This is a genomic window from Nocardia ninae NBRC 108245, from assembly GCF_007990755.1.
Lineage (GTDB): Bacteria > Actinomycetota > Actinomycetes > Mycobacteriales > Mycobacteriaceae > Nocardia > Nocardia ninae.
In genome coordinates this window covers 27,850-54,286 of record NZ_BJXA01000032.1, presented here as the reverse complement: position 1 = coordinate 54,286, position 26,437 = coordinate 27,850, and the positions used below count along the sequence as shown (strand labels likewise).

Annotated in this window: 18 protein-coding genes; 7 read left to right on the top strand and 11 right to left on the bottom strand. The window is 66.5% G+C overall.

Annotated elements, in window-relative coordinates; genetic code table 11:
* Nucleotides 1–139: 139 nt before the first annotated feature.
* Entirely contained in the window at nt 140–1,555 is a 1,416-nt protein-coding gene (gene mycP / locus NN4_RS22825; protein WP_246181022.1) for a type VII secretion-associated serine protease mycosin, read from the bottom strand.
* Nucleotides 1,552–3,018 (bottom strand): type VII secretion integral membrane protein EccD, encoded by a 1,467-nt coding sequence (gene eccD / locus NN4_RS22820; RefSeq protein WP_147134943.1) that lies wholly within the window; start codon nt 3,016–3,018, stop codon nt 1,552–1,554. The genes mycP and eccD overlap by 4 nt, the downstream gene beginning before the upstream one ends.
* Before the next feature lie 239 nt (nt 3,019–3,257).
* Here eccD and eccCa point away from each other — a divergent pair, with 239 nt between their 5' ends.
* Nucleotides 3,258–7,292 (top strand): type VII secretion protein EccCa, encoded by a 4,035-nt coding sequence (gene eccCa, locus NN4_RS22815; protein ID WP_147134940.1) that lies wholly within the window; start codon nt 3,258–3,260, stop codon nt 7,290–7,292.
* A gap of 17 nt (nt 7,293–7,309) precedes the next feature.
* On the top strand, nt 7,310–8,749 hold the full coding sequence (locus tag NN4_RS22810; RefSeq protein ID WP_186818579.1) for a type VII secretion-associated protein: 1,440 nt from the start codon (nt 7,310–7,312) through the stop codon (nt 8,747–8,749).
* 89 nt (nt 8,750–8,838) lie between these two features.
* On the opposite strand, the gene NN4_RS22805 is transcribed toward NN4_RS22810, so the two are convergent.
* The 8 genes from NN4_RS22805 to NN4_RS22770 all read right to left on the bottom strand — a co-directional run bounded on the left by NN4_RS22805 (nt 8,839) and on the right by NN4_RS22770 (nt 17,843).
* On the bottom strand, nt 8,839–9,141 hold the full coding sequence (locus tag NN4_RS22805; protein WP_147134934.1) for a WXG100 family type VII secretion target: 303 nt from the start codon (nt 9,139–9,141) through the stop codon (nt 8,839–8,841).
* A 40-nt stretch (nt 9,142–9,181) separates the two neighbouring features.
* Nucleotides 9,182–9,499, bottom strand: a complete 318-nt coding sequence (locus NN4_RS22800; RefSeq protein WP_147134931.1) for a WXG100 family type VII secretion target — start codon at nt 9,497–9,499, stop codon at nt 9,182–9,184.
* Nucleotides 9,500–9,889: 390 nt separating this feature from the next.
* Nucleotides 9,890–11,149, bottom strand: a complete 1,260-nt coding sequence (locus NN4_RS22795) for a DUF7373 family lipoprotein (RefSeq protein WP_147134928.1) — start codon at nt 11,147–11,149, stop codon at nt 9,890–9,892.
* Nucleotides 11,150–11,154: 5 nt separating this feature from the next.
* The gene (locus NN4_RS22790) at nt 11,155–12,342 is read right to left on the bottom strand and encodes a DUF7373 family lipoprotein (protein WP_147134925.1); all 1,188 of its coding nucleotides are present in this window, start codon (nt 12,340–12,342) and stop codon (nt 11,155–11,157) included.
* A 148-nt stretch (nt 12,343–12,490) separates the two neighbouring features.
* Nucleotides 12,491–14,044 carry a serine/threonine-protein kinase gene (locus NN4_RS22785; protein WP_147134921.1) on the bottom strand — a complete coding sequence of 518 codons (1,554 nt, stop codon included), beginning with the start codon at nt 14,042–14,044 and terminating at the stop codon, nt 12,491–12,493.
* A gap of 76 nt (nt 14,045–14,120) precedes the next feature.
* Complete coding sequence (locus NN4_RS22780) at nt 14,121–15,341, bottom strand: DUF7373 family lipoprotein (RefSeq protein WP_147134918.1); 1,221 nt, start codon at nt 15,339–15,341, stop codon at nt 14,121–14,123.
* Complete coding sequence (locus tag NN4_RS22775; RefSeq protein WP_186818578.1) at nt 15,338–16,552, bottom strand: DUF7373 family lipoprotein; 1,215 nt, start codon at nt 16,550–16,552, stop codon at nt 15,338–15,340. Before NN4_RS22775 ends, NN4_RS22780 begins: the two co-directional genes overlap by 4 nt.
* A gap of 85 nt (nt 16,553–16,637) precedes the next feature.
* The gene (locus NN4_RS22770) at nt 16,638–17,843 is read right to left on the bottom strand and encodes a DUF7373 family lipoprotein (RefSeq protein ID WP_147134915.1); all 1,206 of its coding nucleotides are present in this window, start codon (nt 17,841–17,843) and stop codon (nt 16,638–16,640) included.
* 146 nt (nt 17,844–17,989) lie between these two features.
* Between NN4_RS22770 and NN4_RS22765 the strand changes: the two genes are divergently transcribed.
* Nucleotides 17,990–19,279 carry an FHA domain-containing protein gene (locus NN4_RS22765; RefSeq protein WP_147134912.1) on the top strand — a complete coding sequence of 430 codons (1,290 nt, stop codon included), beginning with the start codon at nt 17,990–17,992 and terminating at the stop codon, nt 19,277–19,279.
* Between the two features lie 20 nt (nt 19,280–19,299).
* On the opposite strand, the gene NN4_RS22760 is transcribed toward NN4_RS22765, so the two are convergent.
* Nucleotides 19,300–20,748 (bottom strand): neutral zinc metallopeptidase, encoded by a 1,449-nt coding sequence (locus NN4_RS22760; RefSeq protein WP_147134909.1) that lies wholly within the window; start codon nt 20,746–20,748, stop codon nt 19,300–19,302.
* A 107-nt stretch (nt 20,749–20,855) separates the two neighbouring features.
* Here NN4_RS22760 and NN4_RS22755 point away from each other — a divergent pair, with 107 nt between their 5' ends.
* The 4 genes from NN4_RS22755 (at nt 20,856) to rpsI (ending at nt 26,362) form a co-directional block, all read left to right on the top strand.
* Entirely contained in the window at nt 20,856–23,387 is a 2,532-nt protein-coding gene (locus tag NN4_RS22755; protein ID WP_147134906.1) for an FHA domain-containing protein, read from the top strand.
* Nucleotides 23,388–23,463: 76 nt separating this feature from the next.
* Nucleotides 23,464–25,248: a hypothetical protein gene (locus tag NN4_RS46235; RefSeq protein ID WP_246181021.1), complete on the top strand. Its 1,785-nt coding sequence runs from the start codon at nt 23,464–23,466 to the stop codon at nt 25,246–25,248.
* 158 nt (nt 25,249–25,406) lie between these two features.
* On the top strand, nt 25,407–25,850 hold the full coding sequence (gene rplM / locus NN4_RS22745; RefSeq protein WP_135234871.1) for a 50S ribosomal protein L13: 444 nt from the start codon (nt 25,407–25,409) through the stop codon (nt 25,848–25,850).
* Nucleotides 25,847–26,362 carry a 30S ribosomal protein S9 gene (gene rpsI / locus NN4_RS22740; protein ID WP_107654233.1) on the top strand — a complete coding sequence of 172 codons (516 nt, stop codon included), beginning with the start codon at nt 25,847–25,849 and terminating at the stop codon, nt 26,360–26,362. The genes rplM and rpsI overlap by 4 nt, the downstream gene beginning before the upstream one ends.
* Nucleotides 26,363–26,437: the final 75 nt, after the last annotated feature.

The window sequence follows — 26,437 nt, the reverse complement described above, 5'->3', positions numbered from 1 at the left end:
CACGGCCATTGCTCGGTCGAACCCGCGAGTCGCCGATCGGAGCCTTCTGCGTCGGCGGGACACGCTCGGATCCAGAAAAGTATCAACCAGATCGATTGATCAGACGGGCCGCGGCGGAATTCGCTGAGGCCCTTCTGGATCACATGTCGTCGCCGGTGACACCGAATCTGCGGCGGATCGGGAAGGACGCGAGCATGCCCAGCGTGAGCAGGATCGCGACGGTTGCGCTGCCGATCAGGGCGATATTGCGGGCTCGGTTGTCCGGCGGCGGTGGGGGTGCGGGAACTGCCAGCTGTACCTGCTTGGGTTCGGCAGGCCGTTTCGGCGGAAGGGGTTTCGTGGTTTCGGCGGTGAGCGCCGCAATCGGATCGATCGCGCCATAGCCGACGTAAGGGTTCCAACCTTCACCTGGGGCGTGTGCGGTGGCCTGGATACGTTTGATCACTTCGAGTGCACTGAGTTCAGGGAAGCGGGCGCGGACCAGCGCGACAACTCCGGACACATAGGGCGCGGCGAAGCTGGTGCCCGCCAGCGGGACCATCCTTTCGCTGTCGTATATGCCGGTGATGGTGCCGTTGCCGCGCGCGTCGAGCGAGACGATGTCCTCGCCGGGCGCGGCGACTCCGACCCATGGGCCCGGCACGGTGAATTTTGAGGGCGCGCCATCCTTGTCGATGGATCCGACCGAAAGGACATAGTCGTCGAAACGTGAAGGTGTGACGTTGGTAGTGACGTTCTTCCACGGGTCGCTGTTCGGACGGAGCGGGTTGATGACGTCCGGGTTGCTCGGCTTGCAGTTGCCATCGGTATTGCCTGCCGCCGTCACTACCACGGCATCCTGTTCCAAAGTCGCGTAGCGCACGGCGGCACCGACCGCGTCGTCGGCTGGTTGCGTGCTACCGGGTACGCACAAGACCAACGAGATGTTGATTACCGAAGCATTCATATCGGCGGCTCGACGGATCGCAGAGGCGAGCGCGTTGACGTTGCCGTATCCCTTTGGCGGATCTTCCGGTTTTCTGTCCTGTCGGCCCGGCACGTCGTAGAACTTGCTCGTCTGCCGAATCGACAGAATGCGCGCGTCGGGTGCGACTCCTGAAAAGCCTTGCCCCTCTACGTGTTTCGCCCCGATGATGCCCGCTACGACCGTCCCGTGGCCGTCGCAGTCCTCGCTCACACCGTCGCCGGGCTCCGCCACATAGTCGCCACCCGCATCCAAATCGGGCAGGCGAGGATGACGGGTGACACCGGTATCGATGACCGCTACCAGTTGGCCTTCGCCGCGGGAAAACTCCCAAGCATGTTCGAGGTTGAGCGCAAGCTGCGGCAGGGGGGTGGCGGGGCCATCCCCGCCCTGCTGGGTAGAGGCGCAGGGAGTGTTGGCGGGGTGTTCGGTCTTGTCCGGCGGCCGTGCCGGGTCACCGGGCGGCAGCAATGCCGGATTGACCGGCGGCGGCCGATCAGCATGTGCCACACCCTGACTCGCTCCCACCCCGAACGAGACACTTAATGCGAGCACCGCCGCTGCCGCACCGGTGCGCAGGATCCGGTTCACAGCCCGCGGACGAGGGAGTAGAGGCTGGCCACCCAGAAGACCAGGGGGAGGACGGCGGCTACGAAAGCGTATTCGAGGAGTTCGACGCCGCGGCGCATCGGCGGGGTGGCCGACTGGTTCGGGATGATGATGCCGAGGATCAGGGCTGAGATGAGGATGACCATGGCGGCGCCGAAGACGGCGAGGGGCTGGTCCATCGCGAAACCGGCTCCTACCAGCATGATCAGCACGATGCCCGCGCCACCCGCGATGAGTACGACGGCTTGTTCGGCGCCCGCGTAGGTGCGGCTGCGGAACATCAGGACCACCGCGCAGACCAGGGCGAGCGCGATGCCTTGCCAGTACGGGTTCTCGGCTTCCGGGTCGGTGCTGGCGAGCGCGCCGACGACGGTGACCAGGGTGGTGGCGGCGACCAGGCCGGCCAGGTACATGCGGGCCCGCTCGGACTTCACCCGCAGTGCTTCCATGGTGGGCAGCGCGCGGTGATCGTCGGGGTCGTCTTCGGTCGGGTCGATCGGGGTGCCGGGCGAGGGGACCGGCGGCAGTGGCAGTTTGGCCAGCAGCATGGAGATCCGGGGTGCCAGGGCGAGTCCGGCGAGTCCGAGGGCCGCGGCGCCCGCGCCGATCGCGCGTTCCGGCTGCCCGGTGAGCATCCCGACCAGGGCGGCAGGCACCGCGTAGAGCGCGAGGGTGGCCGCGCCGATGAACAGCGCGAGGCCGACGCCGCTGACCCGCCACGCCAAAACCGCGGTGGCGCCGAACAATACGGCGCCGAGCAGGATGTGCGGCCAGCCGTAGTGATCGGGCACGTAGAGCATGCCCGCGGTCAACGCGGGCGGCAGCGCGCAGCCGCCGAGCACGAGTGCGGTCGAGGTGTCGCCGTACATCCGGCTGAGCACCATGGACGCGATGACGAGCAGGATCGCGACGGCGAGCGCGACCGAACCGCTGACCCAGGAGGGCAGGGCATCGGGGGAGAGCAGCAGACCGAGACAGCCGACGAGCATGGTGAGCGCGGCGAGCACCGAGCCGGTGATCCGCGCGACCTTCGGGGTCCAACTGCGGTAATGGTCGGTGTCGGCGATCGCGACGTTGTACATGATGTCGTCGAACAGCGGCGTCGGTGCGGTATGCGAGGCGCTCTCCAGCATGAGCAGCTCGCCGTCGCGGACACCGTGCTCGCCGAGGCTCAGCGAATTGGAGAAGGGGGGATGACCGATTCGGGCGAGCACCCACTCGGCCGGCTCGAAGCGCTCGCCTTCGTTGTCGAAGTCGTTGCTGCGGCTGTGTTGTGCGACCATGTCGACGACACTCGGGATCACCAGGGCAACAGGCACGTCGACCGGGATCGCCATATCCACCTGGGTGTGTTTGGCGAGAATCGTCACCCGGGCGAGATCTGGTGCGCGGACGATGCCGTGCGCGGAGTTTTCATCGATGTGGTCAAGTCGCGCGTGCGTCAAGCTTCCCCCAACTCGTCTTCTACCTCGTATTTTCGCAAACTCGAGAGCCGACGTCGAGTTTGCGAACCCACGTTTCGGGCAGCAGAATGCTGGTCGAACTGTACGACATGTCCGCTGCTGCCTCTACACTGAGCCGGAATCACAGCAGTCGAGGAGGGGGATTCTCGCACCATGAGGGAGCGTCGCGTCCGAATCATGTGCCCGCGCATTCCGGCGCCGGGCGGTAGCGAGGTGCGGGAATGAGTACCGTACGGTTCCAGCGCCGCGCACGTAGAGAGATGCCGCGCTCGCCCGGCGGTGAGGTCACGCTGCAGCCGCCGCCCGAGATCCCCCGGGTGACCCCCGGCAATCTGCTGATGAAGCTGATGCCGGTCGTGATGATCATCGGCATGGTCGGCATGATGGCGCTGCTGTTCACCCAGGGCGGCGGCATCGGATCGAACCCGATGAGCATGATGTTCCCGCTCATGATGATGTTCTCGATGGTCGGCATGTTCGCAGGTCAGGGCGGCGGCAAGGGGGCCAAGGCCGCCGAGGCGAACGAAGATCGCAAGGACTATCTGCGCTACCTCGACCAGGTACGCCGGGACGTGGACAACACGGCCACCCAGCAGCGCGCCTCGGTCGAGTGGAGCCACCCCGAACCGGGTCTGATCTGGATGCTCGCCGGCACCAGCCGCATGTGGGAGCGCCGCGCGGGCGACAAGGATTTCTGCCACGCCCGCATCGGCGTCGGCGGCCAGCGGCTGGCGACCCGCCTGGTCGCGCCGGAGACCGGACCGGTCGAAGAGCTCGAGCCGATCGCGGCCGTCTCGCTGCGCCGCTTCGTGCGCGCGCACTCGACCGTGCCCGACCTGCCGACGGCGATCGCGGTCAAGGGTTTCGCGACCATCGCGCTGGACGGCGACCGGGTCGAGGCCAGGGACATGACCCGCGCGATGTTGTTGCAGCTGTGCATGTTCCAGGCGCCGGACCAGGTGCTCGTCGCGGTGGTCTGCGGCCCGGACACCGCGCGGGAGTGGGAGTGGACCAAGTGGCTCCCGCACACCCAGCACCCCGACGCGCAGGACGGCATCGGCACCCAGCGCATGTTCTACGGCTCGATCCGGGAGGCGATGGCCGGGCTGCAGCCGCTGCTCGGCAACCGGGTCCGCTACTCGCGTAACCAGCCTGCCAACGCGAACATGGTGCACATCGTCATCATCGTGGACGGCGGACTGCTGGAAGCCGAGGAAGATCAGCTGCGCGAATCCGGCTACGAGGGCGTCACCATCATCGACCTGTGCGGGTACGCACCGCGACTGGCGGTCTCGCGCGGCATCAAGATGATCGTGGAGAACGGTGAGTGCGTCGGCCGCGGCGCGACCGGTAACCAGGAGCGCTTCGCGCTGATCGACCGGATCAGCCCGCAGCAGGCGCAGCAGGTGGCCCGCAGGCTCGCGCCGTACCGGGCGGCGACCCAGCGCAGCAGCGACGTGGAAACCGATGACTCCGAGGTCATTTCGACCTGGAGCCAGCTGATGGGCCTCGGCGACATCGGCTCGTTCAACCCCGAACACGCCTGGCGGCCGCGCTACGGCCGGGAGCGGCTTCGGGTGCCGTTCGGCGTCGGCGCCGACGGCCTGCCGGTCGAACTCGATATCAAGGAAGCCGCCGAGAACGGCATGGGCCCGCACGGGTTGTGCATCGGCGCAACAGGTTCCGGCAAGTCGGAGTTCCTGCGCACCCTGGTGCTCAGCTTGCTCGCCACCCATTCGCCGGACCAGCTCAACCTGGTGCTCGTCGACTTCAAGGGTGGTGCGACCTTCCTCGGACTCGACAGCGTGCCGCATGTCGCGGCCGTCATCACCAACCTGGAAGAAGAAGCCGACCTCGTCGACCGCATGAAGGACGCGCTGGCCGGTGAGATGAACCGCCGTCAGGAGGTACTGCGCGCCGCGGGCAACTTCGCCAACGTCTCCGAATACGAGAAGGCCCGTGCGGCAGGCGCCGACCTGGATCCGCTGCCCGCCCTGTTCGTGGTGCTCGACGAGTTCTCCGAACTGCTCACCCAGCACCCGGATTTCGCGGAACTGTTCGTGATGATCGGCCGGCTCGGCCGCTCGCTGCACGTGCACCTGCTGCTCGCCTCGCAGCGCCTGGAAGAGGGAAAGCTGAAGGGCCTGGAGAGCCATCTGTCCTACCGGATCGGCTTGAAGACCTTCTCCGCCAACGAATCCCGTCAGGTGCTCGGCGTGCCCGACGCCTACAACCTGCCGAACAATCCCGGTGGCGGTTACCTGAAGTCGGACTCCGGCGAGATCGTGCGGTTCCAGGCGTCCTACGTCTCCGGCCCTTACGTCGGCGGCGGTTCGCAGCGCGACATCACCGTCGCCACCCAGTCTGGCGAGATCGACATCAAGGCCCGGCCGTTCACCGCCACCCACGTGGATTTCCGTGCGGTGGACCGGGTTCCGCTGCCCGCCGAGCCCAGCGCCGCCGACCAGCAGGCCGAGGACGGCGAGCAGGTCTCCAACGTGCACATGCTGGTCTCGCGGATCAACGGCCACGGCCGTCCCGCGCACGAGATCTGGCTGCCGCCACTGGACGAGGCACCGACGCTGGACCAGCTGATCCCGCGCTCCATCCTCACCGGCGAATACTCCGCGGTGGCCACGCTGCGCGCCCCGATCGGCATCGTCGACCGGCCGTACGACCAGCGGCGCGACCCGCTGGTGGTCGACCTGTCCGGTGCGCGCGGCAACGTCGCCGTCGTCGGTGGCCCGCAGTCCGGTAAGTCGACCGCGCTGCGCACGCTGATCATGGCCATGTCGCTGACGCACACCGCCGAGCAGGTGCAGTTCTACTGCCTCGACTTCGGTGGCGGCACACTGATGAGCCTGCAGGGCCTGCCGCATGTCGGTTCCGTCGCAAGCCGATTGGACGCGGACCAGGTCCGGCGCACCGTCGCCGAGATGACCACCATCGTGCGGCAGCGCGAGGCCCGATTCCGGCAGCTCGGCATCGAGTCGATGACCGAGTTCCGCAGGCTGCGCGCGATGGATCCGTCCAGCAGCCCGGCCGCGACCGGCGCGCACGAGGACCCGTTCGGCGATGTGTTCCTGGTGATCGACGGCTTCGGCTCCATCCGCCAGGACTTCGAGATGCTCGAACAGGTGATCATGAACCTGGCGGTGCAGGGTCTGTCGTATGGCGTGCACATCGTCATCGCGCTGAACCGGTGGGCGGAGGCGCGGCCCGCGCTGAAGGACCAGATCGCCACCAGAATCGAACTGCGCCTCGGTGATCCGATGGATTCCGACCTCGGCCGCAAGTTCGCCTCGATGGTTCCGCAGGCCCGCCCCGGCCGCGGTATGACGCCGGACTGCCTGCACATGCTGACCGGTCTGCCACGGATCGATGGCAGTTCGGACCCGACCAATATCGGTCAGGCAGTCGGCGAGGCGGTCTCGACCATCGCCCGCCTGACCCCGGGCCGGCCGGCCCCGCCGGTGCGCATGCTGCCCGAGGAGCTGCCGCGCGAGCAGCTGCTCTACCTCGCGGGCGACTGGCCGTCGCAGGTCGATCAGTCGGTCAAGTGCATGCGAATCCCGATCGGTATCAACGAAGCCGAGCTGGCCCCGGTCTACCTCGACTTCACGGTGAGTCCGCACTTCCTCGTCATCGGCGACACCGAGTCGGGAAAGACGACGCTGCTGCGGTCGATCGTCGAGGGCATCGCCGCATCGAACACCCCGGACCAGGCGCGGATCATCATGGGCGACTACCGACGCTCGATGCTCGGCACGGTGCCGGAGGGTTACCTCGCCGGCTACGGCTCGACCGCACCCCAGTTCACGCAGAACATGGCCGATCTCGCCGCGTACGTCAGCAACCGGACGCCAGGTCCCGACGTGACGCCACAGCAGCTGAAGGATCGCTCATGGTGGAGCGGCCCCGAGCTGTACGTCGTCGTCGACGACTACGACCTGGTGGCCACCTCCAGCGGTAATCCGGTCCAGGCGTTGGTGGAACACCTGCCGCACGCCCGTGACCTCGGCTTCCATCTGATCATCGCGCGGCGCTCCGGTGGCGCGGGACGTGCCATGTTCGAGGCGACGCTGGCCAGGATGAAGGACCTCGGGTCGGCCGGCCTGATCATGAGCTGCAGCCGGGACGAGGGTGTGCTGATGGGGACGACGCGGCCGAGCCCGATGCCGCCGGGCCGCGGCACGTACGTCACGCGCAACAGTGAGGGTCTGATCCAGACGGCCTGGATGCCGCCGCAAACCTGATGGCTACCGTCGAGCTGGTGGTCACCGACACGCGCGTCTGGGCGCGTGGCGCGACGACGCACTGGGACGTGGCACCGTCGATCGTGTTGGGCAGCAACGGGTTCGACCTGGTGGTCGGGGAGTCGCTGACCCCGCCGACACAGGTGAGTTCCGTGGTGCAGTACGTGCCCGCCGAGGCCGTCGCGTTGCTGCCGCGCGTTCCGTCCGTGGTCGACGGTCTGGTCGCGGTGTTCGGCGCCGTGTTGGAGAATTTGCGCGTCAGCGCGCCGTGCGAGCGGATCACGGTGATCTGTCCGACGGAATGGGGTGCGTCGCGTCGTTCCGTGCTCGACCAGGCGGCTCGGCGGTTCACCACGGACGTGGTGTTCGAGGAGTTGGCGGTGCGGGCCGTCGCGTCGGACGAGGGCACCAGCCACAGTCGGCGCACATTGGTGCTGGAATTCGGTGCGCTCACCACCACGGCCAGCACGGTCATCCGCAGCCATCAGGGTGTACACGTCGAATCGTGTGAACATGCGCCAACTCTCGCGCTCGCCGAGATACTGCCGGAATCCAGCGGCTTCACCACCCTGTGCGCGCTGCTCGACCGGCTGCTCGATGGTCAGCCTGCCGATCTGGCGCAGTCGGTGGGTGTCACCGATGCGGCGAAACTCGATGTACTTCGCGCGGCCGTGCAGCAGCGGTGTGGACCGGGTGTCGCGCTGCGGGCGCTGACCGGGCCCGATCTGATCCGCGGGCACCAGACCGAACCGATCCAGCAACCGGAGTTGCCGGCCGCGCTGCCGCAGACCGAATGGATGCAGCCGCTGCGCGAACGTGCTGCGGCGCAACAGCCTCGGCGCAACGGGCTCGGTTATGTGAGCGCGGCTGTTGCTGCGATTGTCGTTGTCGGTGCCGCTATCGTCGGCGGGGTTGTGCTGCTGAATGGACCCGATGACGGTCCGACTGCCGCGCCTGGCACCTCGGCGCCGAGTAGCGAATCGGTGCCGAGCAGTACCGCCGGCCCGCCTAGCAGCACTGTTGCCATCGGGCCGGAAACGTATGGGCGCATTCGTTTTCAGGTGCCGGCTGGTTGGCATATGGCGTCGGCTCCCGACACCAGCGGTAGGTCCCGGGTCGAGCTGTCCCCGGACGATGGTGCCCGGCTACGTGTCACAGTGACGCAAACGCCGGTAGCGCCGGGGTCGAGCTATGAGCAGGTTGCGGCGCGGCTCGAGACGCAGATGAAGCAACGGCCGGCCGGGGTGATGTCCGAGCTCAAACGCGATGTCGTCTACGGGGGACGATCCACTCTCGCGTATACCGAACGGCCCGGTGACGGTTCTACTGTCCGCTGGCATGTGCTGCTGGAGTATGGAATTCAGGTCAGCATCGGCTGCCAATATGCCGACAACAATTGGCAGGCGCTCTCGACTACGTGCGAGACCTTCGGTAGTTCGGTCCGCGTGATTCCGTGAATTCTGGTGCGGTAGCACTGCGGCAGTTCACATAATTCGGGCCCCCGGCAATATGCTTGCCGGGGGCCCGAATTGGCCGAGACAGGATCTCAGAAGAGGTTTGCCAAGCTGGTGTCGGTGGCCTGCAGATCGGTGTTACCGCTGCTGACAGCCCGACCGGCGGTCTCCAGCGTGGCGTTCAGCTGGGTGACGCTGGTGTTCCACTGCGACTGGAGCTGAGCGAAGGCCTCGTTGGCGTCACCCTTCCAGTAGTTGGTCACGAAGTCGGTGACCTGCTTGTGGAAATCCTCGAGCATGGCCGTGATGTTCCGCGCTTCGGCCACGATGGACTGCGCGCCAGCCTCGACCGCGCCGAAGTTGGAGGAAATTGTGCTTGGGTCGTTTGCTACCATCTGGAGCTTCTCCTTGGTATCTGGTGGTTCGGCTGAGCGATCAGGGCAGGTTCAGGCTGGAGGCCTGCTGTGCCACCTGCTGGGCGAACTGCTCGTCCTGAGCCGCGAAGGACTTACCCGCCTTGCTGAGCTTGTCGGCGGTCTGGTCCAGCGTGTCGTTCAGCTTGCGCGCCTGGGCGAAGTAGTTGTCCATCAGCGCATCGAACGCCGCCCGTGCCTGGCCCTGCCAGGTCATGGTCGTGTCGTCCGACTTCTTATCCAGCAGGGTGATCGCCTTCATCAGGTCAGCGTGACGATCCCTGGCGTTTTGTGCGAACTTCTCGATGAGGATTTCGTTCGCTTCGAGCTGTCCTGCCATTTTGGCTCCTTCTCGGTTTCCCGTCTCGGCCAACGGCAGAAGCCCCCAGTTGGCCTGTACATCTGATTGGACGCTCGGTAGGTCTGATCGGTTCCATCCGACTCGAGAAAGTTTGGATCTCCCCCAACGGAGACCAGACTCCAGCGTCCTTCGACCTGCCCGCCCGTGCTGGCGGGGCCGCGTATGGGCCGCTCGTCAGGCTATGGACGTGGTCGATATGGCATGTTTGCAGCGCCAGCGCTCGGCTCCCCTCCTTCCCCCTGCTCGCTGATGTTCTGATTGGCGAGTGGGCTGGCTGGTTGTACCTTACCCAACCACTATGGCTCCCGCTACAGCAGATCGTGGGTATATCGGCAAGGAAAGAGCCGGGGTGTGGCCGGAGTCGACGTACTACTGGCTGTTGGCGAGCAGTGCGTACTGAGCGGCCGCGCGCTGCTGTGTGTCCTGCAGTTGGGTGCTCCAGACATAGCCCACGTAGTTGCGGTACCGAACGGCGCAAACCCAGTCCCTGACGTACCCCTCCGTCGGAAGCTCGGCGCATTTACTGTTCGGAACTCTGGGCGGTGCCTGACTCGTATCCGGTGCGTCGAGAATCTTCGACCAAAGAGCCTGCGCCGAGTCGATATCCCGCGCTCGGATCAGAATGGCTCCGTCCAAGAATCTGCCGATGCCCTTACCGAAGCTTTGGGCGATTCCCCTGGTGTAGCTGTTCGTTGTCGACGAGTAGGCGCTCGAGAAGACGAAACGTTCACCGTGTGCGTAAAGATCTTTCGCCGCAGTGCGGTCTGTCTGCCAATGTAGAAATCCTTGCAGTTTGTATGCCGCGAGACTGCCGACACTGGGTATATCGAGTTTGCCTGGATTGAGGATTCGACGAATGTCACCCTCGGGGTCGAGGTCCAATCGCAGGGCCTGTTCGGCCGACAGGGGCGCGAGGGTGTCGAGCATCGGCAGCTGTGCCGTGTAGACCTTCTCGGCAAGGGCGGTCAGGTCGGCGAGGTCGGGCCTGGCTGTGGAGATAAAGGTATTGACCACATAGTTTCCGTGCGCGACGACCGAACCGATCGTCGGAGTGCCGGGCCGCCAATGGGAATGCGCCCGTGGGTGCTTCGCGAGCTGCACACGCTCGTTCTGGTCCGAAGCCACGGAGAAGTCAGCCTCTTCGAATTCGGCCGCAGCCCGTTCTGCGGACCCTGGGTCAGGAAACTGCATGACCGCCACGGTGGTGAGCGTCGCATCCGGCGCCACGGCCACGTGCGGCTCCGCCCGGAAATCGCTACTACCGGAAGCGAATCCGAACAGCATCTTGTGCCGAGCCGCGATCGATACACCCGGTTCCGCCAGGACGTTCTTGACATCGTCGGGCTTGGCGATTTCCTGCACGCCGGTGCCGTAGCGCAGCTTGGCGTCGATATCGATACCGGTCACCACATGGTTTGCCAGGCGCGAGATCGCCAGTGCTGTTCCGCGGCGCACCGAGTGCGCGTATTCGGAGTAGGTATCCAGCGGCTCCGTAGAGTATTGGCCGACGTCGAGGGAACGGACATCTATCTCACCTGGCTGCGGTGTCCCGGTCATCGGCGCGCCGCACCCGGTGGCGATGAGCAGCACGAGGGCAGCGGGCACGTGCCGCATACGTAGGTTGATCATGCGGCTCATTTCGCTTTCGTGAGAATCGCGTACTGCGCCGAGATCCGTTGCTGTACATCGATCAGCTGGCCCGACCGCACCTCTGCGGTATAGCGGTCGTAGGACACCACGCAATGGAATCTGAGGACGAGCGAATTCTTCGCCCGGAACTCACGGCAGCGTGCGTCGGGCAGATTCTTCGGCGGGTCGATCCGGCGATATAGTTTGCTCAATTCACTGTGCCGGTCCCGAATGAGTTGCGCGCCTGCTGAATCCTCGGCCCGGTAGACGTTTCCGGCGGAGTTCGCTATCCAGTCGACCCCGGCTTCCTCGAAGAGCTTCTTATCGCTCAGCGGATCATCGCTCATATGGAGCGCACCGGTGCGGTCGTAGAGGCCGGGAGGATTGCTCCAATCGTCTTCTCTCGGTCGAGTCAATGAACGCCCGAGCATGCCGTCGCGGTCGAGAGGGACATCTGTCAGCTTGTCCCGTGGCGTCGGGCGGAACTCGCGAAGCCGGGTACCCACCGTATCGAAGCTCTTCTCGGTGAGCGCGACCATGGCGGGTAGATCGGTGGTCTCGAGCAGGATCTTGGCTCGATCTCTGATCGTGGTGTAGATGACGTACTGCCCGCTCGCCTGGAACGCGTAAAGCTCCTGAGTCCCCGGTTTCCAGAACGCGAATGCATCCGGACGGTTGCCGATGGCGACGGGTGCGCTCAGTCCCTTCTTCTCGGCGACTGCCTGTGCGAGAGCCGGTGCGGCCAGTGTGGCGGCCTGCTGATCGGAGAACAACAGCACGGTATTCGTGAGTGACGTGGCGATCAATATATCGCTCTCGGAATATCCGAGGCTGTAGAAGCCCGCTATGAAGCCTGGTGTGATCGCCCGGAAAGGGTCGGCGGAAAGTTCGAGGGCATAGACGGTTTCGATGAATCCCAGGGTGACGTTGGTGCCGGAGCCGGACTGGACGGTGAATCGCGGGTCGATGTCCATCGGCAACGGAACAAAGCTGGCGAGGCGTTGGCCTTCGCTCAATCTCGCGCGGTCGAATCCGGGCTTGCCGATTTCGCGTGGTGCGGTTGCGTAGCTACCAACGTCGAGGTGGCTGACATCAACGACCGGCGTCGGCGGCGGTGAATCCGACCCACACCCAGCTGCGCTCACCGACAAGGCGACCAGTCCGGCTGCCAGCATTCTGAGTGGTCTCCGCATCGTTCCCTCCATCGACCGGCAAGCGGAGGGCATCCGACGAACAGCGATCCCCCCGGAATACGTTCGCGCGCTGGTCAAGCCTGCGGCGACGACGTATCGCAGTCGGCAACATAGCATTCGAAGTGGTTGCCCCGCGATACCGCTCGGGCTACTTCACCCGCTTCTGCAGCAGCGGCACCAGCTTGTCGAGCAACACCTGCTCCGAGCCGGCACCCCAATTGCGGAACGCCGCTACAGCTTCGGCATCGTCCAGCGGGATGACCGTGGCCCGAGTACCCGCGACCTGATAGGGCAGTCCGCGCAGCCCGCCGCTGCCAGCGTCTTCGTCGGTCCGCACCGCTAGCACGAAGCTGTCCGCGTTGACCTCGAGCGACTCGGCGTTGGGCAGCACGCGCAACGTCTCATCACCCTGTTTGGGGTAGTTGGGGTTATAGACGAAACCCAAGTCTTCGAGGAACTTCGTCTGCGCCGAACCGCCCAGGAAAATCGAGACCTGTTTGCTCCGTGGCACATCCACCACGGTGATGGTCTTGCCGCGGAACGCCGGATTGGTAGCCCGGGCCTGTTCGATCGACGGCAACGAACTCACCGCGACGGTCGAACCGGCCGAGACAGTGCCGGTGGCGGCACTGGTATTGGCGGAGTCGTTCCCGCCCAACGTCCAAATCCCGATGCCTACGGCCAAGGCGACGACGACTGCACCGGCACCTGCGCCGACGAACCACCGTTTCCGAGAACTGGGCGGAGCGGACACCACTGCGTGTGGTGACGAAACCGCTACGCGCGGGTCGGTATTCGGCCGCGGATCGAAGACCTGGATGGGATAGGTCGGCGAGGTGTTCGTGGGGGCGGGATTGTGCCCCGGGATGAGCGCGCTCGCGGCCGCGTCGGTGAATTCGCGGCAGGTGTTGTACCGGTCGGTGGGGTCTTTCGCCAGCGCCTTGGCGAAGACATGATCGATGGCGGGCGGTAGCCCGGGGTCGACGGCGGTGGCCAGCGGGGGTGGCTCGTGCAGGTGGCCCATCATGACCAGCGCGGGTTGCGTTGCCGGGTAAGGGTTTCGGCCGGTGAGCAGCTTGAAGAAGGCGCAGGCGAGGCTGTAGATGTCGGCACGATGGTCGAGGTGGCCGCCGACCAGCTGTTCGGGCGGGGCGTAGGCGATGGTGGCGACGAAGCTGCCGGTCTGGGTGAGTTCGGTGGTGTCGTCGTTGGATTTGGCGACGCCGAAATCGGTGAGCAGGACGCGTTCTTCGTCACCCTCGCTGGAGGAGAGCAGGAAGTTGGCGGGCTTGACGTCGCGGTGCAGCAAGCCTTTTCGGTGCGCGTAGTCGAGGCCTTTGCCCACCTCGGTGGTAATGCGTAGCGCGCGTAGCGGATTCATCGAATGCCGGTCGCGGGTCAGTTCCGCGGAGGCGTCGGTGCCGTCGACGTACTGCATGGCGATCCACAGCCGGCCGTCTTCTTCGCCACGGTTGTAGACCGACACGATGTTCGGATGGTCGAGTCCGGCGGCGAGATTGGCTTCGCGCTCGAAGCGGGTGCGGAATTCGTGGTCGTTGCTGAGTTCGCCGCTGAGCACCTTCAGCGCGTCCATCCGCGGCAGGCTGGGATGTTTGGCCAGGTAAACGGTGCCCATGCCGCCCGCACCGAGCACGCCCTGGATGCGGTACCCGCCCACGATGGTGCCGGGGCTTATCGCCATGATCCACAATCTCCTGAGTCGGTGCTCCCCACGCGGCAGCATACTGGACCGCTCGGGATGGGACGGCGGCGTCGCATTACCGGCTGTTGGCGAAGATTGCGTACTGCGCGGCGGCGCGTTGGTGGACGTCGAGCAACTGGTTGCCGGTCACGAATCCCGCGTATTGGCGGTAAGCGACGACACAGGTGAATCGCTTCATCTCGAAGTTGAAGGCCTCTTGCCTGTGCTCGACGCAGGCCGAATCCGGCACATTCGGTGGTGCTGCGGCATCGTTCGCGACCGGGGCGGGTGTGAGCCTTTCGGCGACAATTCTCTTCGCCGCCGCCGCGTCGGGTGTGCGGGCCACGATTGTTCCGTCGGATACGGCGAAGCGGTCGGCGTTCATCGCGCTGAAGCGCTGTTTCGCGACGCTCAAATCATCGGCGTACTGGACGATTCCGCGCAAATTGTAGAGCGCTTGCGTGCCTATCGCCGGTCGTTCGAATTTGTTCGGATTCAATGCGCGGCTCAGCAGATGATCCGGGTCCCATGGCAGCTGATAGGTCTCTTCTTCGGTGAGCGGCTTCAGCTGGTCCAGCACCGGAAGCTGAATGTCGTAGGTCTTTTCGGCGAGCGCCGTCAGTGCGGGCAGGTCCGGCCCGTTGGAGGAGACGAGCAGTGCGACGACATAAGGGCCGTGGGCGAGGGTGGTGCGCAGGAACGGCGCATCCGGCCGCCACTGTGCCCGGGCCGCCGGGTACTTGGGCAGCGGCACCCGCTGGTTGTCGCGGTTGGCGGCGAGGTCGGCGTCATGGAACTCGGCCGCTGCCGCCGTTGCCCGCTCGACGTCGGGAAACTGCATGACCATCGTCGAGATGGTCGTGGTGTTCTGCCGGGTCTTGACCGGCCAGCCGGACGGAATGATCGACGTCTTCTGATCGAAACCGGTTGTCCGGAAGCCGAACAGCAGTTTGTGCCGCGCGGCGATCGGTTTCAGGTCGGGTTCGATGCCGAGTTCGGACGGCAGCGAGCCGCGGGTGATCTCGAACGGCAGCTGGCTGTATTTCAGTTTCGGGTCTATTTCGTAGGCGGGTACCACGTAGTCCGACAACCGCATCGCCGCGATGTGCGGCATGGTGATGAAATCCGGTTTGTAGTCGTCGTCGTGCGCATTGAGCGGCTCGGTCGGGTAGGACCCGGTATCGAGCGTGCGAATGTCGATCTCGGCGGGTTCGACGGTCCCGGGCATGGTGGATCCGCAGGCCGTGAGGCCCGCCGCGAGCAAGGCGGCGAAGGGGATCAGGAACGCGCGCCTCATCGGGCATTCACCAGCACTGTGTATTCGGCGGCGATCCGCTGTTGGGCGTCCAACAACTGGTGCGACGCGGAGAACGCGGCGTAGCGGTCGTAGGACACCGAGCAGTAGAAGCGGATCGCCAGGTTGCCGCGCCCGATGTACTCCTTGCATTCGGCAACCGGCAGGTTGGCGGGGGAGTCGGCCTTCTTGAATCGCTTCGTGAGCCCACCGAGGTCTTGCTGCAATGTCGTGGCCGCGGCGGCATCACGGGCCCGATAGAGGTCGATCCCGTTCGCCGCGAAACGGTCGACGCCCGCTTTCTCGATGTCGCGCAACACCTCGGCGGCGTTATTGGCGAAATGGATAGCGGTGCGGCCGTGGTACGCACCGGGCGGATTGAGCCACGAGTCCTCTCTGGGGCGTGCGATGGTGCGGTTCAGCATGCCGTCCAGATCGATCTGCAAGTTCATCAGCTGGTCGGGCGGGGTCGGTGTGAACTTGGTGATGGACGGAACCACCGTGTCGAGGCTCTTCTCCACCAGCGCGATCAGGGCGGGCAGGTCGACCTTCTCGATATAGATCTTCAGATAGTCGTAGACCCACGTGTAGACGACGAATTTGCCGGTGGCGAACCATGATCCGATCGACTGCTGGTTCGGCTGCCAATGGGCATATGCCGCCGGATATTTCGGGATCGGCACGGCGGTGTTGCGCTCGCCTGCCTCGTAGTCGACCCGTTCCAGCGCGGCGGCCGCGTCCTTGGCCTTCTGTTCGTCCGGGAAGACCATGACCGCGTTCATCAGATCAATGCCTCGGTTCTCGGCCTCGGTGCGGCCGAAGCTCTGAAAGCCGGCGACGAAATCCGGGGCGGCCTCGGCGAATCGGTCCACCGCCATCACCTTGCCGAGGGCGGCTTCCGGATCGACGAACACCGTTGCCATGAACGGATTGCCGTGCACGAAGCGGGGATCGATGTCCAGTGCCGCGGGCACGAAATTGCCGAGCCGTTCCGCTTCGATAATTCGAGCCTGGTCGTGACTTTTCACGGCGCCTAACTGACGCGGCTTCGTATCGTAATTTCCTACATCGAGCCTGCTGAGATCGATGGACGGAGGCGGGTTGTTCGCACGCTGCTCGTCGGACCCGCAGCCACCGCTGACGACCACCAGTGCTGCCGTCGCGACCAGGGCATACGTCGTTCGGCGCGGCATCGTCTTCGCGTGCGGCTGCAAGGTCCCTCCCCTGACGGACTGTGGTTCCCGCGGAATCCTACGTCACCGCGTGCCGCGGCACCCGACCATAATGTTGCGGACCGCCTCACAGACTGTTCGCGAGCAGCGCGTATTCGGCCGCCACCTTCTGCCGGACATCCGGTTCTTTGTCGCTGGTGACGACACCCACATAACGTTTGTATGCGACGTAGCACCGGAACTTGTATTCGCGTTCCGGATTGCCCTTGCTGTTGAGCTGCAGACATTTCGCACCGGGCACGTCCTTCGGCGCCCCCAGCGTGTCGTAGTGTGCGCCTTCGCTTTCCATCAATCCGGCGGCCAGTTCCTGGGCGGCGGCGCTGTCCCTGGTGCGCGCGACGTAGCTGTCGTCGGCGATGGCCTGGCGGTCCACGCCCGCCTCTTGGATCAGGCGCAGGTGTGCCGATTCGTCGTCGGCCCGGTGCACCATGTGGTGCGGGCCGAAAATAGCGAAGGTGGCGGTGTCGGGGGTGCGGTTCTTGCGGTCGCTGACGGCGACGCGGGCGAGCAGCCCTTCGGGGTCGACCGGCAAGTCCTTGATCTTCGCCTGCGGCGTGGCCTGGAACTTGTCCAGCTGGGTCAGCTCGGCGGCGAGGGATTTGTCGACCCACTCCACCAGGTCGGTGCTGTCGGCGTGGGGGCGCTGGATGAACAAGGAGATGACGAATTCCTTGTGGGCCATGAAGGTGCCGACGGTGGGAACGCCGGGGCGCCAATGGATGTAGGCGTCCGGGTATGTGGTGGACGGTAGTTTGCGGTTCTCCGGTGAGATGGCGATGTCGACGTCCTCGAGCTCACGCGCGGCGAGCTTCGCGATCGCCGGGTCCGGGAAGCGGAACAACGCGATGGTGACCGCGGTGGCCTCGGGGGCCGGGTTGGTCTGTCCCTCGGGGTCGGGGCGATCGGCGCCGCTGGCGGCGTAGCCGGTGATGAGTTTGCGATCGTCGAAGACCGGCTTGGAGGACTTGGCGACGAAATCGAGCGCCTGCTCGGCGTCGGCGACCACGGCGCTGCCCCGGCCGACCTTCAGCGACGGGTCGATCTGCACGGTCGGGACCACCGCGTCGGACATTCGCATGCCCTCGACCAGCGCGGCTTTGTCGCCCGCGTCCTGGTCGTACCGGTGGCGGTCGACCGCGTAGGTGCCGACTTCCAGCTGGCGTACGTCGATCTCGCCCGCGGTGGCGGTGCCCGGCACGCCGCCGCATCCGGTCAGCAGACCAGCCACTGTGATACACGATGCGACCAGCGCGATACGTGATGTCCGAACCATGACCGGCCCCTCGTTTCCTCCACGTGCTGCCACTGAAGTTACCGGACGGACGCCGGGCAGGGGGCCCGATAGTTGTGGGATTGCAATACCCTGGGTCGTGTGCAAACGACCCCGCAACGCCCGCTTCGCCGAGGCCGATTCCTTTGATGGACCGGCAGGTCGAGGTCGTTGTCGGTAGTCACGCGGTGGCGCGCGTCGCGGGGGCGGTGGTGGTTGTCGCGCATCGCGGACGGGGCAGGCCGGCCCAGGATTCGCCGGCCGCGCTAGCCCTGGAATCGCTGGCCGAATTGGTTCGTACGGCCACCGAGCACGAGCCGAACGGGCCGGGGGCGTTGGTGGCGCGGGAGGCCACGCGCTGGTTGATGAAGCATGCCGAGCAGATCAGCCCGGGGGAGCCGATCGACTTCGGGATTCTGTCCCGTGCAGCGAACGGCGGGGTGGCGATTTTCCTGCACGGTGCGGTGACTGCGGTGCTGGCCGGGGACGGCGCGGTCGAGCGGTACCGGGGCAGTGACGCGGCGTTCACCGTCGATCGGGTGGCCAACGTGCCCGCTCGGGCCGTCGCGTTGTTCGTCGACGACGCGAAGGGGCGTATTCCCGAGCTGCCTGCGGAGCGCGGCATCGGCTGGCTCGTCGAGGGCATCGCACAGGCGGGTGGCGCGATCATCTGGTCCGACGGGGCGCGGGCCCGGTCCGGCGCGGTACGTGAAGGAGCGCATCGGCGCAACGAGGAGGCGCCGCTGCCGACCGCGCGCATCGACCACGACCCGCCATCGGAGTCGCAGCGAGAAGCGGAGCCGCCCACCGGAAGTCAGGCGGCGACCGCCGCGCACCGGACCGGCGGTACACCGGACCCGCAGCACGCGCCGACCCAGCTGCGCGGTACCACCCCGGCCCCGCCGCCCGACCCGGACCTGCAGCGCCGACTGGAAGCCACCGCGAAGTCCACCGCGCTCACCGTCAAGGTGATGGGATTCAAGTGCGCCAGAGCGCATCCCAGCGACCCACGGGCGGCGTTCTGCACGGTGTGTGGCATGCCGGTGGACCAGACCCAGCCGTTGATCGAGGTGGTCCGGCCGCCGCTGGGCATGCTGATCCTCGATGACGGCATATCCTTCGTGCTCGCCGCGGACGCGGTAATCGGCCGCGACCCAGAGCATTCCGATGCCGCGCAACGTGGCCTGGTCCCGTTGCGGGTGGAGGACTCCTCGGGCGGCATGTCCCGCGCGCACGCCGAGATCCACCTCATGAATTGGGATGTGACCGTCGTGGATCGCGGCTCGACCAATGGAACCCGCACCCGTTTGCCCGGCTACCGCGACTGGATTCGCCTGGCCCCCAACCAATCCATGGTGCTGGTCCCGGGCGCCGAGGTCATGCTCGGTAATCGTGTGCTGCGCTTCGAGCCGATGGCCCCGCCACCGTTCGGCGGATGAGAAGCGAACCCATCTTCAGGTCAGGAATACCTTGACATGCAGGTCTTTTCGCCGTTGATCACGCCGGCGCGGAAGGCGTCGACGCGGGCGAACCCGCTGCGCACGGTGTTGCCCTCGGTGTCACTGGCCGCCAGGCCGTCGGTGAGCAGGCCGGAGACGGCTTCGTCGAGATCGCCTGCGGCCAGGCTGATGTCGCCTTGGCCGGAGCTTCGGCCCGGCTGGGCGAGCTTGCCGGTGATCACGCCGGACAGGCAGGCCGCGCGCAGGCCGGTCTTGGCGCCGACGAGCTGCTGACCCTGGTTCTGCTGCACCGCAAGGGTGTAGCGGGAGATGAAGACGATGTAGCCGTTGTAGTCGCCGGTCACCTTGAGCGGCAGGGGGTCGTCCACATCCCAGTTGGAGGCACCGCGCTGGGCGAGGGCGGGGATGTCGGTGCCGATGGTGTTCTTCTCGGGGCAGTAGCTGACCGGCTCGGTCGGCACCCCGTTGCGGCAGGTGATCTTGGCGCCGGAGTAGTCGTAGGTCGGTGACGGCTTGGTCGGCAGCAGCGCGGCGAGGGCCTTGCTGAGCTCGATCAGCGTTTCCTTGTTGATCTCGTATTCGCCGCGGCCGGTGTCGTCCTTGAAGTCCTTCGGTAGATTGCCGCGCCGCTGGGTGATCTCGTCCATATCGATGCGCTTGCAGCCCTTCGGGCCGTCGGTGAAACCGACCTGCACGGCGGTGACGCGCTCGAAGGCCGAGCCGTGCACGCTCTCCGGATCGTCGGGGTCGGAGTCGCGGATGGCCACGGTGGCGGCGAGCACCGAGTTGAGGCCGTCGGAGGTATTGATGGTGAAGTGCTTGGACTTGCCCTCCGCGACCGAGCGCATGAACGCACCGGCGAAGCAGTCCGCCTGCTGCTCCTTGACGATCACCGGATCCTTGGCGCCGACCAGCTTGGCCATGGTCTGCACCGCGTGCCCGTACTCGTGCGCGAGCACCATGACCACGGCCATCTTGCCGAAGGTCTCCGTCATGGCGGGCAGCAGCACCGAGCGGTCCCAGCCGATGGAGTTGTCCAAGCGGCAGTACGCGGCGTTCACCAGATGAAAGGTGGTCTCCTTGCAGAATTCGACGGAATCACTGCGCGGCGCCTTCGCGCTCCAGGAGATGAGCTTCTCGACCGGCTGAAAATCGGCGTTCTGGAACTCTTTGCCGAACTCGGTGCGCCAGTAGGTCTGGATGTCCTCGACTGCGTTGAGGGCCAGGGTGTCCTCGGCGCTACCGTCCCCGTTGGTCGCCTTCAGCGAGCTGTCCTCGACGCCGGGCCGGGGGCCGCTGGGACCGCTGGTGGTTGGCAGTCCTGCCACTTTGAACGGGTCGTCGTAGATCGAGACGGCACGGCCGTCGATGAGTCGGGTACAGCCCGCGACCAGCAGCACGACGATCAGCGCGGCGGTAATGGTCGCCGTCGCACGGACTTTCGGCAAGGATCCCCCTCATCGGCCGGTATCGCGTTCACATCGGTCGCCGGATCGGGGTATGAGGCGCGTCGGGGGCACCGCCGATGTCCGGGTGATGGAATAGTATCCGCTGCATGTCTTCACCGGGGGCGCAGACCATCACCGTGCGCCATGATGGAAACGAACGAGTCTTCGATTCGAGCCAGCAGGTCACCATGGGTCGTGCGCCGGAGGTGACGCTGTTCGTCGACAGCCCGCTCGTTTCGCGGGTGCACGCGACGCTCGCATGGCAGGGTAGCGCCTGGGTGTTGTCGGACAATGGAAGTACCAATGGCGTGTTCGTCGACGCGCGCCGGCTGACCCAGGCGGTCTCGATCGATCGGCCCACGCAGGTGCGGCTCGGCGACGCGATCAGTGGACCGTTGCTACATCTGCTGCCCGCTAATCCGCAACCCCCGCAGCGCCCTTCGGTACGGCCACCGCAGTCGGGTCAGCAGCCGATGTCCGGCCAGCCGATGCCGGGTCAGCCGATGCCGGGCCAGCCCATGCCTGGTCAGCCGATGTCGGGGCAGCGGCCCGCCCAGCAGTTCCAGCGGCCGGCTTATCAACCGCCGCAGGATGCGCCGCCGCAGGTCAATATCAATATGACGACCCGGGCCGACACCTCGAACATGCCGCCGGTGCGCGCGCGGGCGTCGACCGCGGCGGTCGCCAGGGCCGATCGGCTGCCCGCCGGGGGCCTGTCGATCGGCCGCACCACCGACAACCAGATCGTCGTCAACGATCCGCTGGCCTCGCGCAAGCACGCGCGTCTGGTCGCGGCCGCCGACGGGCTGACCATCGAGGACCTCGGCTCGGCCAACGGCACCTTCGTCAACGGCCACCGCCAGCAGCGGGCGGTGCTGCGCGAGCGCGACATCATCACCATCGGCAACATCGACTTCGTCGTCCAGCAGGGCACGCTGGTCCTGCGGCAGAAGCCGGTGGCCGAGCAGGGGCTCGCGGTCCACGGGGTCGGGTTCACCGTCGAGGGCAACAAGCAGCTGCTGGTCGACGTCAATATGCAGGCCAGCCGGGGCACGCTGACCGCGCTGATCGGTCCGTCCGGCGCGGGCAAGTCGACGCTGTCCAGGCTGATCGCGGGTACCACGCAGCCCTCCGGTGGTGTGGTCACCTTCGAGGGCCGCAACCTGCACGCCGAATACGAGGCCTTGCGCTCCCGGATCGGCATGGTGCCGCAGGACGATGTGCTGCACCGTCAGCTCACCGTGCGCCAGGCGCTCGGCTACGCGGCCGAGCTGCGGCTGCCGCCGGACAACAGCCGGGCCGACCGCCAGCAGGTGATCGACGGTGTGCTGAAAGAACTTTCGCTGACCGAGCACGCCGACACCAGGGTGGACCGGCTCTCCGGCGGCCAGCGCAAGCGCGCGTCGGTCGCGCTGGAACTGCTCACCGGACCGTCCTTGCTTATCTTGGACGAGCCGACCTCGGGCCTGGATCCGGCGCTGGACCGGCAGGTGATGGTGATGCTGCGCGAGCTCGCCGACGCGGGCCGCGTGGTGATCGTGGTGACGCACTCCATCGCACACCTGGACATGTGCGACCAGGTGCTGCTGCTCGCGCCCGGCGGCAAGACCGCCTACTGCGGCAACCCGGCCGGCGTCGGTGCCGCGCTCGGCACCACCGACTGGGCAGAGATCTTCGCCAACGTGGCGGCCAATCCAGATCAGGCGTTCGCCGCCTACCGATCCAGGCAGGCGTTCGCGCCACCGCCACCCCCGCCACCGCAGCAATACGGGTCCGCGGGCTCGCCGCCGCAATCCAGTGGCGGCAAACAGTTCTCGACGCTGTGCCGCAGGCAGATCCGGTTGATCCTGGCCGACCGCGGCTATCTGTCGTTCCTGGTGATCCTGCCGTTCATCCTCGGCGCGCTCTCACTGGTGGTGCCGGGCAAGGACGGTTTCCAGCGCGGGGCGTTGAAGGCGTTGCCGGACGGCACCTTCGTGCCGACCGGCGGCGGCGAGACCCAGCAGCTGCTGGTGGTGCTCATCCTCGGCGCCTGCTTCATGGGGTCCACGCTCACCGTGCGCGATCTGGTCGGTGAACGCACCATCTTCCAGCGGGAACGCGCGGTCGGGTTGCTGCCATCGGCGTACTTGTCGGCGAAGATCGCGGTGTTCAGTATCACCGCGCTGCTGCAGTCGGCGGTGCTGGTCGGCATCGTGCTCGCGGGCAAGAAGCGGCCGGGCGAGGGTGCGGTGCTGGCCTCCGGCAGCGCCGAGCTGTACATCGACATCGCGTTGACCGCGGTGTGCTGTGTCGTTGTCGGCCTGCTGCTTTCGTCGCTGGCGAAGTCGAACGAGCAGGTGATGCCGCTGCTGGTGGTCGCCATCATGGTGCAGCTGGTGATGGCCGGCGGGTTGATTCCGGTCACCGGTCGCGTCGTGCTCGAGCAGGTGTCCTGGCTGTTCCCGGCGCGCTGGGGGTATGCGGCCGGAGCGTCGACGGTGAACATTCGCGAGGTGTTCCTCAACGCACAGCCCGACACCCTGTGGCAGCACACGGCGAGCATCTGGGCGTTGGACGTCGGTGTGCTGTTGCTGATCACGCTGGTGCTCGCCGTCATCACCTGGCGACGGCTGCGACTGAAGTCCTCGGCCGCGTGATGGGCGAGCGATTTTGCGGCCCCGACCGGGGGCTCCGGACAACAGCAAGCATCTCGGCCACACACCAGGCACACTTATGCCTGTGACGGTGCGAGTAGGGGCGGTACATCTCGGCTGGGATGTGGTGTCCGTGGCCGCGGGTGGCGGTGGCACACCGATCCGCCCGGTTCAGGTGGAGGGCATGTGGACACCGCCGGCATATTTGCTGGCGGATTCGTCGGGACGGTTGCACACCGCCGGCGTGGACCGGCAGCGCCCGGACCTCGGCATGGCCATCGCCGACGTGCGCGACATCCTCGGCCACCCGCAGATCGTGGTAGCCGGCGCGACCTGGCCCGCGGAGCTGGTGTTCCGGGCCCGCATGTACAACCCGCTGGCCGCCATCGGCAAGCACCTGCGCGGCAAGCCGGACCTGGTGGCGCTGCCGTACCCGGACGGCTGGCCGGACGAGAAGGTCGAGGTGTACGCCGCGCTGGTGGAGCAGCTCGACGTGACCGTCGAGCCGCTGCCGGAGAGCATCGCGCTGTCGGGGTACGTGCGCGCGCTCGGACTGGTGCATCCGCCGGATCAGGCCAGGCCGCACGGCATCGGCGCGACCGGCGTGTACTCCGACGGCCGGACGATGCTGGTGGTCGCGGTGCACGGCGACGACGAACAGCCGACCGAATCGGTCGACGTACCGGTGACCGTCGAGTCCATGCGCGACGCCAGGTCCGCGGACAACGTGGTGATCGAGGTGATGGCCGCGGCCCGCTCGATCGGCGCGGACACCTCGACCGTGCTGCTGTCGGGCAACGTGTGTTTCAACGACGCGCTGCGGTTGGCCTTCCAGAATCATCTCGGCCATCGGCTGCAGGTCGCCGATCATCCGATGCACGCACTGGTGCTGGGTGCGGCCCACCTGTTGGTGACCGATACCGAATCGGCAGAGCCGGAGCCGGTGGGCAGACATGCCGAGCCCGCGCAGCCTCGGGTGGATCCCACGCAATTCCAGGACCCCGGCCCGCAGTTCCGCGATCCGGCCGGGCACTACCGGGCCGAGTCCGCGCCGCAGCAGGCCGCGCCCGGACAGCGCCAGGCCGGTGCCGCGCATCGGCAGGCCGAATCGGCACAGCGCCAAGCGGAGTCGTCACAGCGCCGAACGGACTTGCCGCAACCCCACATGGATCCGTCGCCGCCGCGAACGGTGCCGCCGGTGCAGTACGGGCCTGGCTACCCGACGACCGGCGAGGATCCGACTACGCGGATCAGCCGGGACGAGGTGCCGCGCGGGCTTCCACCGAATCTCGCCGAGCTGGGCGGCCGCTTCACCCGGCCGCCGGGGCAGTACCCCGAGAACCAGCCGGCTCGGCCGCCCGCCGATCCGGGTAGCCAGGGCGGGCCGCCGCCCGGTCAGCGCTCGTATCAGGCGCCGCAGTCCGATGCCGCGCCGGAGCGGCCCAAGCCGTGGCAGGAACCCGAATCCGACGACGACGAGGACCGGCCCCGCAAGGGCAAGCTCTGGAACAAGATGAAGGACAACCTGTTCGGGGCGCACACGGTGGTCGGCGCGGTGGCGCTGGCCGTGGTCGCGCTGCCGGGCGGCGGTGATCGCGTCGAGCTGACCGCGGCCGAGGTGACCCTGACGGCGGCACCGGGACCACTCGCCGCGGCCGACCCGATCGCCTGTCCACTGACGCCCTACGTGACCAACGAGGTCCGGCCGGGCATCTCGTCCGCCCGCGGGCATGCGTCGGGTGGCCGGCGCAACGATCGGGGTGTCGTGGATCAGGACTGTGAGCAGCCGGGCATCGACACATTGCGCTACCTGCTGCCCGGGCCGCGGCGGGCCATTGATCCCGGTCCGCCGATCCAGATCTGACGCGATTTAGACCGTCCGATCCGGGCTGGTATTGTGGCTCGTTGGCGTATGGATGGCCGGGCAACCGGCTGTGCAATCGAAACCCGGGTCTCCACCGGCCGCCGGGAGCTTCGACCACATGCCTGGCCGGCAACACCGACTACAGACAGGGAAGCACTGTGCCTACGTACAGCCCCAAGGCGGGTGACGTGACCCGTCAGTGGTACGTCATCGACGCCACTGACGTAGTGCTCGGCCGTCTCGCCGTGCAGGCAGCGAATCTGCTGCGTGGCAAGACGAAGCCGACCTACGCACCGAACTTCGACGGTGGCGATTTCGTCATCATCATCAACGCCGAGAAGGTTGCCATCAGCGGCAACAAGAAGGCGGACAAGCTGATCCACCACCACAGCGGGCACCCGGGCGGCCTCAAGTCGCGCACTGTCGGTCAGGTGTTGGAGAGCCGTCCGGATCGGCTCGTGGAGAAGGCCGTCAAGGGCATGATCCCGAAGAACAAGCTCGGCAACGCGATCGCGGGCAAGCTGAAGGTCTACGCAGGCCCGAACCACCCCCACGCCGCTCAGCAGCCCATTCCGTTCGAGATCAAGCAGGTGGCCCAGTGACCGCTCCTGAGGAGTTCAACGAGGAAGCCGTTGTCGAGGACTTCGACGCCGTTGAGGTTGTCGAGGACGGCGAAGGCTACGAAGAGGCCGAGGTCGCCGCGGAGACCTTCGCCCCGGTCGTGATCGACCGCCCGGTGCAGACCGTCGGCCGCCGTAAGGAAGCCGTCGTCCGCGTGCGCATGGTGCCGGGCTCCGGCAACTTCGTGCTCAACGGCCGCACCATCGAGGATTACTTCCCGAACAAGGTGCACCAGCAGCTGGTCAAGTCGCCGCTGGTGACCGTCGAGCGGGCCGAGAACTTCGACATCGTCGCCCTGCTGCACGGCGGCGGCCCGTCGGGACAGGCCGGCGCCCTGCGTCTGGCCATCGCCCGCGCGCTGATCGAGGTCACCCCGGACGACCGCCCCGCCCTCAAGCGGGCCGGCTTCCTGACGCGTGACCCGCGTGCCGTCGAGCGTAAGAAGTACGGTCTGAAGAAGGCGCGTAAGGCGCCGCAGTACTCGAAGCGCTGATTTCGGCCTCGTCGACCACCGTCATCCGGCACCCTGGAGGTGCCGGGGGCGGTGTGGTCGTCGGGCAAGCTGTAC

Bases quoted from the DNA above. Each gene is read 5' to 3' on its own strand.
- NN4_RS22780 (WP_147134918.1), bottom strand. From the start codon at position 15,341: ATGAGGCGCGCGTTCCTGATCCCCTTCGCCGCCTTGCTCGCGGCGGGC.
- NN4_RS22795 (WP_147134928.1), bottom strand. From the start codon at position 11,149: ATGATCAACCTACGTATGCGGCACGTGCCCGCTGCCCTCGTGCTGCTC.
- eccCa (WP_147134940.1), top strand. From the start codon at position 3,258: ATGAGTACCGTACGGTTCCAGCGCCGCGCACGTAGAGAGATGCCGCGC.
- NN4_RS22790 (WP_147134925.1), bottom strand. From the start codon at position 12,342: ATGCGGAGACCACTCAGAATGCTGGCAGCCGGACTGGTCGCCTTGTCG.
- NN4_RS22785 (WP_147134921.1), bottom strand. From the start codon at position 14,044: ATGGCGATAAGCCCCGGCACCATCGTGGGCGGGTACCGCATCCAGGGC.
- NN4_RS22800 (WP_147134931.1), bottom strand. From the start codon at position 9,499: ATGGCAGGACAGCTCGAAGCGAACGAAATCCTCATCGAGAAGTTCGCA.
- NN4_RS22755 (WP_147134906.1), top strand. From the start codon at position 20,856: ATGTCTTCACCGGGGGCGCAGACCATCACCGTGCGCCATGATGGAAAC.
- NN4_RS22765 (WP_147134912.1), top strand. From the start codon at position 17,990: ATGGACCGGCAGGTCGAGGTCGTTGTCGGTAGTCACGCGGTGGCGCGC.
- NN4_RS22770 (WP_147134915.1), bottom strand. From the start codon at position 17,843: ATGGTTCGGACATCACGTATCGCGCTGGTCGCATCGTGTATCACAGTG.
- NN4_RS22805 (WP_147134934.1), bottom strand. From the start codon at position 9,141: ATGGTAGCAAACGACCCAAGCACAATTTCCTCCAACTTCGGCGCGGTC.
- NN4_RS46235 (WP_246181021.1), top strand. From the start codon at position 23,464: ATGCCTGTGACGGTGCGAGTAGGGGCGGTACATCTCGGCTGGGATGTG.